The 8,402-nt window shown below is 62.1% G+C and carries 8 protein-coding genes and 2 pseudogenes; 6 read left to right on the forward strand and 4 right to left on the reverse strand.

Annotated features, from left to right (window positions below):
* Window positions 1-2: 2 nt before the first annotated feature.
* The 3 genes and pseudogenes from NKH28_RS22800 to NKH28_RS22810 form a co-directional block, all read left to right on the forward strand.
* Window positions 3-348: pseudogene (locus NKH28_RS22800) on the forward strand (ATP-binding cassette domain-containing protein); the annotation flags it as partial.
* A gap of 127 nt (window positions 349-475) precedes the next feature.
* Window positions 476-670: pseudogene (locus NKH28_RS22805) on the forward strand (hypothetical protein); the annotation flags it as partial.
* A gap of 208 nt (window positions 671-878) precedes the next feature.
* Complete coding sequence (locus NKH28_RS22810; protein WP_352616336.1) at window positions 879-1,607, forward strand: hypothetical protein; 729 nt, start codon at window positions 879-881, stop codon at window positions 1,605-1,607.
* 56 nt (window positions 1,608-1,663) lie between these two features.
* Here NKH28_RS22810 and NKH28_RS22815 read toward each other — a convergent pair whose 3' ends face one another.
* The gene (locus NKH28_RS22815) at window positions 1,664-2,401 is read right to left on the reverse strand and encodes a hypothetical protein (protein ID WP_352980490.1); all 738 of its coding nucleotides are present in this window, start codon (window positions 2,399-2,401) and stop codon (window positions 1,664-1,666) included.
* Between the two features lie 124 nt (window positions 2,402-2,525).
* On the opposite strand from NKH28_RS22815, the gene NKH28_RS22820 reads away from it, so the two are divergent.
* Complete coding sequence (locus NKH28_RS22820) at window positions 2,526-2,789, forward strand: helix-turn-helix domain-containing protein (protein WP_352980491.1); 264 nt, start codon at window positions 2,526-2,528, stop codon at window positions 2,787-2,789.
* 234 nt (window positions 2,790-3,023) lie between these two features.
* Here NKH28_RS22820 and NKH28_RS22825 read toward each other — a convergent pair whose 3' ends face one another.
* Together NKH28_RS22825 and NKH28_RS22830 are read right to left on the reverse strand one after the other, a co-directional pair.
* A complete protein-coding gene (locus NKH28_RS22825; protein ID WP_352980492.1) occupies window positions 3,024-4,478 on the reverse strand; it encodes a DUF3363 domain-containing protein in 1,455 nt (484 codons plus the stop codon).
* Window positions 4,459-5,142 carry a hypothetical protein gene (locus NKH28_RS22830; RefSeq protein ID WP_352980493.1) on the reverse strand — a complete coding sequence of 228 codons (684 nt, stop codon included), beginning with the start codon at window positions 5,140-5,142 and terminating at the stop codon, window positions 4,459-4,461. The genes NKH28_RS22825 and NKH28_RS22830 overlap by 20 nt, the downstream gene beginning before the upstream one ends.
* Window positions 5,143-6,088: 946 nt before the next feature.
* Between NKH28_RS22830 and NKH28_RS22835 the strand changes: the two genes are divergently transcribed.
* Both NKH28_RS22835 and NKH28_RS22840 read left to right on the forward strand, forming a co-directional pair.
* The gene (locus NKH28_RS22835; RefSeq protein WP_352819293.1) at window positions 6,089-6,790 is read left to right on the forward strand and encodes a hypothetical protein; all 702 of its coding nucleotides are present in this window, start codon (window positions 6,089-6,091) and stop codon (window positions 6,788-6,790) included.
* Window positions 6,791-7,114: 324 nt separating this feature from the next.
* Window positions 7,115-7,648 carry a Ros/MucR family transcriptional regulator gene (locus NKH28_RS22840; RefSeq protein ID WP_352542837.1) on the forward strand — a complete coding sequence of 178 codons (534 nt, stop codon included), beginning with the start codon at window positions 7,115-7,117 and terminating at the stop codon, window positions 7,646-7,648.
* 81 nt (window positions 7,649-7,729) lie between these two features.
* Here the strand turns inward: NKH28_RS22840 and NKH28_RS22845 are convergent, their stop codons facing one another.
* On the reverse strand, window positions 7,730-8,035 hold the full coding sequence (locus NKH28_RS22845) for a DUF736 domain-containing protein (RefSeq protein ID WP_352542838.1): 306 nt from the start codon (window positions 8,033-8,035) through the stop codon (window positions 7,730-7,732).
* Between the last annotated feature and the right edge of the window lie 367 nt (window positions 8,036-8,402).

Here is an 8,402-nt window from a genome sequence, read left to right on the forward strand (position 1 = left end):
AGCTGCGCGGCGCGCGCAAATCCTATGGAGCCGCCGAGATCATCAAGGGCATCGACCTCGACGTCGAGGACCGCGAATTCATCGTCTTCGTCGACCCGTCCGGTTGAGGGAAGTCCACGCTGCCGCGCATGATCGCCGGGCTGGAAAGGATCAGCGCAGGCGACCTCATGATCGACGGCGTGCGCGCCAACGGCATCGACCCGTCCGCGCGTGGGCTGGCCATGGTGTTCCATTCCTATGCGGCCTATCCGCATATGAGCTTGGCCGAGAATAGGGGGCTTCGCACTGAAGATCTCTGGGGTGCCGCCGCAGGAGCGGGAGCGCAAGGTGAAGGAGGCGGCCGACGTATCCGGAATGGTGGCTCCTGACCGCAGCCTGCGCTCTGCGGAGGATCGACAACGCGCGGATCGGTAGCCGTTTGCGAGAATGTCCATCTCAAGAGTCTTAAGGCGTAATCAGTAGTGCAAAGGTGTCAATGCCCACTCCCAACAATCCTCCGGCCGCGGTCAGACGCCCTGCACAGGCTGGGAGCGAATATCCACGATGCCCGGCGGCGGCTCCCAATGGCGCGGGTGGCGAGCGCGCCTGTACCTCGCGCTCGACCCTGCAACGGGTCGAGGCGGGCGACACGAATGTCAACACCGGCATATATGCCGCCGCAATCACAGCTTCCTTTGGCTCGGAAAAACGGCGCGCGAGCGACGGATGAATCGACCGAGTTGACATCGTGCAACGTTCACCTCATTGCTCTCTAACAATGCTTCCGGGGGGCGGCTTTGCTTTTCTTTCGATCTCTCTGCCGTGCTGTGCTCTTGACTGTGGCCTTTTTTGCAGCACTGCCGAAGATGCCGGCACTGGCATGGGCCCCGGATACTGTCATGACCTTCCAGGTGATCCGGAACTCGGACCCCGCATGTGAACCAACCTGCCCTGCGTGGATCTACGCTGCAGGTTCGATTGAAACCTCGTCCCCATCGGCTTTGCGCAAGCTGCTGAAGAGCCTCGGCGCAGTTCACCTGCCCATCGTCTTGGCATCGAACGGTGGTGACCGTCAGTCCGCCCAGGAACTCGGCAGGATCGCGAGAAAGAACAAGCTGACAATCGCTATTGGGACTTCACCGGTAGTTTGCAAAGACAAAGCCTCGGTCTGTCGCACGATGCCAGAGATTGACGGCCAAGGTCGATTCGAAGAAGCCAACTGCCTGTCTGCCTGCCCCTTGTTCCTTGCTGGTGGCGTCAAAAGGCTCAACAGCGACCGCAACTTTATCGCGGTCCACAAGGGACAAGCCGTCCTGTACTCAAATGGCGACAGGACCTTCACTCAAATAAAGTCCGCCAAGAGGGTTGCCAAAGTTCTAGCCAATGCTCACCTGGAGAAGAAGCAATATCTCCGGGAAATGGGCGTAGCCGTCGCGCTGGAGGATGAGGCTTTCAAGCATGGCGGCGACGACTTTTATGAAGTCCCGATCGATCGGCAGCGCAGTTGGGGCTTGATCACCGGCTCAGTCGAAGAGTTGGATTTCACCGATCCCCAATTCTGCAAAAGACAGCCGCTCCCCGAGAATTGCGTCCCAAAACAAAATGGCCTGCCACGACGTAAGTCATGAAAATGGGTGGCTTATTTCCGCGCAGCCACTCGACCGGAAGAGATCAGCCGCGTATCTCAGTCAAGCAAGCCGCCGTTACGAGGCCAACCGGCTCTTAAGCCGTTTCTCGCGGAGACGGGTGCCAGCCCGCCAGGTGCGGGCGGTTCGTCGTCAGTCGTCTGCTGGGCGATCCGTACCAGATCGCTGAGCGCCGAACGGATTTGCGGCCAGGGAAACTCGGAGCATTCCACCCAGGCCTCACCCTCGCGCAACACGGCATCGAGCTTGCCCGCCACGCCAGCGACACTCGTGGCAGGCGTCGTTGAGAGCGCTTGCATCAGATCCTGCGCCCGATTGGCAGCCTCGCGCTCAGCTCGAAGGGCCGCAGCATAGCCGCCCTCCTCCGCAGCCGTGTCCCAGCGTGCCTTATGCGCCGCGAGGTCAGCTTCGGCCTTTTCCCGGAGATCCGCTGTGTCCGGGCGCTTGCCGAGCACTTCATTGAGCGCCTCGATCGAGTGGACCGTCACATCCTCACCCTCGGGCAGGCACACGGTTGCGCAAGGAAAGCCGACGTTCGAGACAAGCCTCGTCTCCAGGCGCTGCTGCTTGCGGCAAAGCCGCTCGGTCAGCTTGTGGGTTGTCTCCCATTCCCGCCAAAGCGCCAGCGCTGGGTCGGGGGGCACATTCGTCATCCCGGCCTCGCCAGCAAACGCGTTCCCTTCAAGGGTCCACGCGGTGGTTGCCGCCACTGTTCCCGCAAGCACTCTCCTGCGGGTGACGAACGGCAGAGTCGTGGTATTGTCGGAATCAGCCATGATCCGAGCTCCAATCAGCTTGGGTGGTGGTCAGGCCGCTCAGGGTGTTACCAGCACCTCGTGCGGCCGCCTCTGTTGCCCTCCTGATATGTCACTTTTTGTGACTTTAAACAAGAAGAATGTCATGAAAAAGGACATATCGGCCCACCAGCTTCGTGCAGCGAGAGCCTTAATTGACTGGACGAGAGAGGATCTGGCCAACGCATCCGGGATAAACGTTCGCACGCTCGTCAGAATTGAGAATGCCCAAACGGCTTCGAGGCAGACCACTCTAGAGGCGCTAACTGCAGCATTAGAAGCTGCCGGTGTCGAATTCATCCCGGAAAACGGCGGCGGTGCTGGCGTTCGCCTGGCGCGTCGATCAGACGATGCACAAGGCAAACTGTGATCCTTTTGTATGGACCGGCTCCCTTTCGCAAAGGCGTACAGGGACAGGGAAAGTGGCGCAGATGTGTCCGCCCTATGGAGCGGCGCGTTTGTGGGTCGTCGCGGGAGACCTGATACGAGTGAGTGCCCAAGTTGGGAACAATCGACGCACGCGCGGTCGAGACACAGTTCATTCTCCGGCAGATCTGAATTACGGCTCTCGCCCCACCTGCGCATTTTGCGGCGCGAGCATTCCTCACATCCCGATTCCGACCCCGCGTTTTCTGCCGAAGCTCCAGTCGATGCCGCCGCTGCTTTGCACGGCGCCGGTGATGTGCTGGCCGATGCGCTTCTCGAGCATCGGCTGCCAGGGCACCAGTTGAAAGCCGAGACCATCGTCCAGCATGGCGAAGCGCCCGCTGGCAAGACGGACCGAGCCAAGCAGCGTGCCGCTGATATTGTTGCCGGGCTCGACGGGCTCGAAGGTGAGGCCGCGGGCAGCGGCCATTTCCTTGCCGACGCGCGTGACCTCGTGGCGCTCCAGCGTGGCTACAAGGTCGCGCGAGAAGGTGATGGTGCCGCTGGTCGCGTCGCGTTCGGCATGCCCCATGCTGACGAGCTGGGCAGCCCGTCTGTCGAGCGCGTTGTCCACGTCGAGACCAAAACCTGACCGGACCAGCGAGACGGGGGTCCTGGCCGTGAGCTCCCGGTCGAGCCAGGTGGCGCCGTCGCTGCCGATCTGCGCGTCAAGATCGAAGGTCGAGACCACGCGGACGGAGAAGTCCTTGCCGCGGTTGTGGCCATCGTAAGCGATGCCGCGCTCGGACAGGTCATTTGGAACGCGCCAGTGGTCGTCGTCGATGCGTTCGACATGGCCGGCCCGGCGCAGCGCTTCGAGACGGCGGACATGGAAACGGACGAAGGCGTCCGGGTCCTTGCCCTGCTCCAAAAACGTCTCGCGGATCGCCTCCAGGTGTCTGCTCGGACGATAGATGCCATCCTCGCCCGCCACGACACTGATGTTGCGGTCGGCCGCACGTGGCTCCCCCTTCGGCAGGATCGGATCGAGCGCCACGATATGGCCGCGCTGAATGTCGTCGAGCTTTGCCGCATCGGCAGTCTCGACATAGTGCGTGCGCCCATCGACGCCGTCGACGACCAGCGACAGCTTGTCGCTCATCTCATCACCCGCAAGACCCTTGGCGAGCACGCGGCCGACGACCGGCTCGGTGATGGTCTGCCGGTGCATGACATATTGCGCCGCGCCCCGTTCATCGGCGAGGCCGTGCTCCTCCAGCGCCCGGTGCATGCTCTTGATAATGTCGTTGCGCTCGCCAAGCGCCCGCAGCACGTTTTCGGTCCTGTCGGAGATGACCCACCGGCCGGGCTCCATCTCGCTCGCCAGGCCGAAGTGCTCCAGCTTCTTTGCCCGATCGATCAGCAGATAGCGATTGCTGGAAACGGTGTAGCTGTCGCTGGCATTGGGACGGAGATCGACCAGATCGTGCTCCTGCTGTTCGGCGATCAGCATGCGGTCGAGCCGCGTCAGCCGTTCGGCCCCGACCTCGTTGGCCAGCTTGCGGGCGACCTCGAGCTCGCTTTGCAGCCCGAGTTCCCGTTCCACCAGCTCGCTTGCCCGGTGACGAATGCCATGGGCGATGTAGTCGCCGGCGATGTTCAGGATCTTGCCGTCATCGGTGATGCCGCGCACCAGGACGTGGGTATGCGGATGACCGGTGTTGTGATGGTCGACAGCGATCCAGTCGAGGCGTGCTGAGGTCGGTCTCCATCTGTCGCATGAGATCGCGGGTGAAGGAGCGCAGGTCTTCCATCTCGGCGGCATCCTCCGGCGCGACGATGAAGCGGAACTGATGCCGGTCGCCGCGCCCGCGCTCGACGAAGGCCTTGCCGTCGGCCTCGTCGTCGAAGGCCGAGTACACCCTGCCCTTCTCGCCGTCCCTGGTGACGCCGTCGCGCTGGAGATAGCGCAGATGCGCATCGACGGCCTTGCTGGTCGTCACGAACTTTTGGGCGCGCCCGGTGGTCGCCTTCCCTCGCGCCGGCAGCTTGACGACGCGCGCCTTCACCACGACGCGGCGGGAACGAAAGCGGACGCCATTGGAGTCCTGCTTCCACCCGCCACCGTCCCTTGGCAACCCGGCCACCACCTTGCCGCCGCGGCCGCGGGCATTGAAGCGGCCACTCCCCTTCCCGGCGCGACCACTTCCGCCCATGCGATTGGGGTTGCCGCCTTGCTTGCGGATGGCAATCTCGACCTGGCGCACGAAGGGCAGCGTCCGTGAATTGACCGGCGCGCCACCATGCCGCATCCGGCCAGTGCGAACCTGGAATTGGTCGCTGTCACGATCTGCCATGCCGACAGCATCGGCAGTCGGATTTGGTGCTTCAAGATGGCCGGAGCGCAGAGCGTGCTACGGCGCGCAAAGACTTGCTGCGGCGAAGAATGGCGGATCGCACATCGCTGCGGCACGATAGTTTTGCGTTTCGGATCAACAGCATAGCCATAGCCTGTCAGCCCCGCACCTCACGTCATTCTGCCTGAGGTCGGCACGGGCAGGAAAAACAATGTGCAGACAAGCACTTACGAGCGAAGCGAGGCGAGCGCCAGCTCGCTTTATCTTGCTGTCCCTCTCCGCACTCTGTAACCGTCCGGATCCTGCACACCTAGTGCAATCTCGCAACGTGTGGGGTTCCTTCTTATCGAGGAGGATCTTCGGCGGTGCCTCGACGTTCCTGGGACAAGGCCGACAACTCGTACTGGTCGACGCATGTCGCGACCTGGTATCGGGGGCCGTTTTGAGGTGGAGGAATATTGCCGCCGGCGCAAGCTTTCGATGACGACTTTCAAGCTGTGGGTGCGTCATCCGGTGAGCGCGGAAGATCGGCGCAAACGTGCGGAATATCTGCGGAAATTGCGCGGGGAAAGCCGCAAAAGCGGGGCAAGAAAGGGCCGCCGAAGCGACGCAAGAGCCCGCGCCGCTACTGCTACAGCGTGCGTACGGACACGATCCGATTTGCTCTGCAGGCGTTCTGGGGCATGCATGTGGAGGCGATGAACTGGAGCGGATTGGGGCCTGCCGAATATGCCGTGGCGCTCGGGCTTTCGCCCCCATGCGCTGCGCAAATGGCGCGCTCGTCTTGAGGAATTCGAATTCGAACTGGACTGGCGATCTCTGTTGCATCCGAGTGCCCGGGCTCAATTAAGCAGCGCTGATTGCGTGCGGCGCCAATCGCTTGAGACTGCGGGTTGACGGGCGGTCGGACCGGCGCCGCTTCAGCGACGCGCAGAAGCAGGCGATTGTGCAGGAGACGGAGAAGCCTGGTGTCAGTGGCGGAGGTTGCCGCCGCCATGGAGTCGCCACCAGCACGGCCTTCCGCTGGCGTGTCGAGTTTCGGCCTGACCGCTCGCAAGACGCCGCAATTGGCAACTGTTGCGCTCATCCATGGGGCGAAAAAACGAACGCCGGCGACGGCTCCCCTGTGCAATCTCGTGCGGCCGCCGGACGGCATGGTGGCAGTCCGACTGGACAACGGGCGGCGCGTCTTTGCGTCCGTCGGCAGCAATGCGGATGCAGTCAAGCGGCATCTCGCGGTAAGGGAGAACGCATCATGATCGTCGTTGCGGCGGGTGTGAAGATGCATCTGGCGCTCGGTCATACCGACCGTCAAGAGGCTCGACGGGCTCGCCATACTGATCCAGGAGCAGCTGAAAGATGGATCCCTTCTCGGATTCCGAGCGCAATGGACCCCGACCACATCGAACGCGATATCAGCGAAGGCGCGAACATCACTCCGCGCCGTAGCGAACCCGGAAAAGCGCAACCAAAGCGCGGGCCGCTGCCCGATCATCCGCCGCGCGTTGTTGCGGCGGCACCCTGCCCAGCATCTGCGAGAGCATTAGCGAGATCCTCGACTATACCCAGGCGCGGTTTAGATGTAGCGCCACGCCGCCCGAAATGTGCCTGCCGGACCCGTTGGCCCGAACAGGTTCAGGCAACTTGAACGTCGCCGACGCGTTCCAGATGAATTGCGCCCAAAGCTCCAATTCACCGCCGCCGCCGCGAGGAGGACCGCGCCGCCAAGTGCCGAGAGGATAAAGATTGTACGCGCATGTTCATCGCTCGATCTGCGGTGCAGCAGCTTTCACCGGTTTATCAGCAACTCTGTCCGCAGCCGGGCAGAACGATGGAAGCGAAAGCTTGCCGGCTTGATATTTGCGACGAATGAGGTTTGTTGTGGAACAACGAATTATTTGCCTGATTGGCAATAAACAGCCCATCCGTTTCAACGCGCGCTATTAGAGCCGTCAGACAAGAGGAAAACTCGATGACCGTTTCTCCAGACCCAAGCGACCAGGCTGATCTCGTATCAATCACCGCCGACATCGTTTCCGCCTACGTTTCGAACAATCCGCTGCCGGTCGGCGAGTTGTCGAAGTTGATCGGGGATGTCTATGTCGCTTTGCAAGGGATCGGCAGACCTGTGGCTGCGACCGCAGCCAAGCTGGAGCCGGCGGTGTCGATCAAGAAGTCAGTGTCACCTGATTTCATCATATGCCTGGAAGACGGGAAAAAGTTCAAATCCTTGAAGCGGCATATCGGAACGCATTACAATCTGAGTCCGGACGAATACCGGCAGAAATGGAACCTGCCCTCCGACTATCCGATGGTAGCGCCGAACTACGCGGCCACCCGCTCGGCCCTGGCGAAATCAATAGGCCTGGGACGCAAGGCGGCAGCGCCAGAAACAGCTGCGGCAGAAAAACCAAAACGAGCTGCTCGCGCGGCAGCAGCGACAACAGCCGCAAGGGCAGTCAAGTCGCCGGTGAAGAAGGCGCGCAAGACACCCGTCAAAGCATAGCGTGCTGCACCAGATAGAGGTCAGTGGCGAACCTGAACATGGCGAAGCCCCGCCTTGCGCGGGGCTTTGTGTTAGCTCAGATCACTCGCCGGCGCGGCGGGACCAGATGAGCGAGAACTCGCCCTCGGTCTCGACCAGGCTCGCATAGATCGGAGCGGGGAAGCTCGGATCGTCGAGCTTGACCGAGTGATAGTCGCGGCCCTCGCGCGAGGTCTTCTTCCATGCCGCCCCGAACTCGATGGCGCCGGCGAAAATGCGGAAGTCCGGACCTTTTTCATTGTCGCCTTCGGCTGGCGTGAACGTCACCGACTTGACGTTGAGGTTCAGGGTTTTGACTGAGCCGGAGAAGCCGTTCGCGGTGCGGGAGAATGTGCCGATCGTCGCCATTGTGATGGTTCCTTCTGTTTCTCGGGCCGCGCCTATCGCGGCCTCGATGGTGGTCTTGAGACCGGGGACGATCGGGCCGCACCCAAAGTGGCTGAAACGAAGTGGAAGACGGCGCCGCGAGACTTTCTTGGGCCGCGAGGAATGGACGCAAACCGGGGTCCCCGCCAGGTGTGCCGGGTGGGGTGGTACGGCCAGGGGAAGAAAACGAAGCGCCGTCAGTTGTGTGCGTCAAGTTCTGCAAAATGGCGTGGCATTGCGGTGACGTCGGCGTGTCCGCCGCGCAGCCCCCGTGTTTAGCGGAGCGGCGGACACATGACGGTGCTCAGGCGGCCAAGGCCCTCAGGCTCTCCTTCTTGTGCTCGCGCAG

This window comes from Mesorhizobium sp. M1227, assembly GCF_040318315.1.
In the GTDB taxonomy this organism is placed as follows: Bacteria; Pseudomonadota; Alphaproteobacteria; order Rhizobiales; family Rhizobiaceae; genus Mesorhizobium.

Excerpts from the sequence above, each read along its gene's own strand:
- NKH28_RS22810 (WP_352616336.1), top strand. The coding sequence starts at position 879 with ATGACCTTCCAGGTGATCCGGAACTCGGACCCCGCATGTGAACCAACC.
- NKH28_RS22830 (WP_352980493.1), bottom strand. The coding sequence starts at position 5,142 with ATGGCAGATCGTGACAGCGACCAATTCCAGGTTCGCACTGGCCGGATG.
- NKH28_RS22845 (WP_352542838.1), bottom strand. The coding sequence starts at position 8,035 with ATGGCGACGATCGGCACATTCTCCCGCACCGCGAACGGCTTCTCCGGC.
- NKH28_RS22820 (WP_352980491.1), top strand. The coding sequence starts at position 2,526 with ATGAAAAAGGACATATCGGCCCACCAGCTTCGTGCAGCGAGAGCCTTA.
- NKH28_RS22840 (WP_352542837.1), top strand. The coding sequence starts at position 7,115 with ATGACCGTTTCTCCAGACCCAAGCGACCAGGCTGATCTCGTATCAATC.
- NKH28_RS22815 (WP_352980490.1), bottom strand. The coding sequence starts at position 2,401 with ATGGCTGATTCCGACAATACCACGACTCTGCCGTTCGTCACCCGCAGG.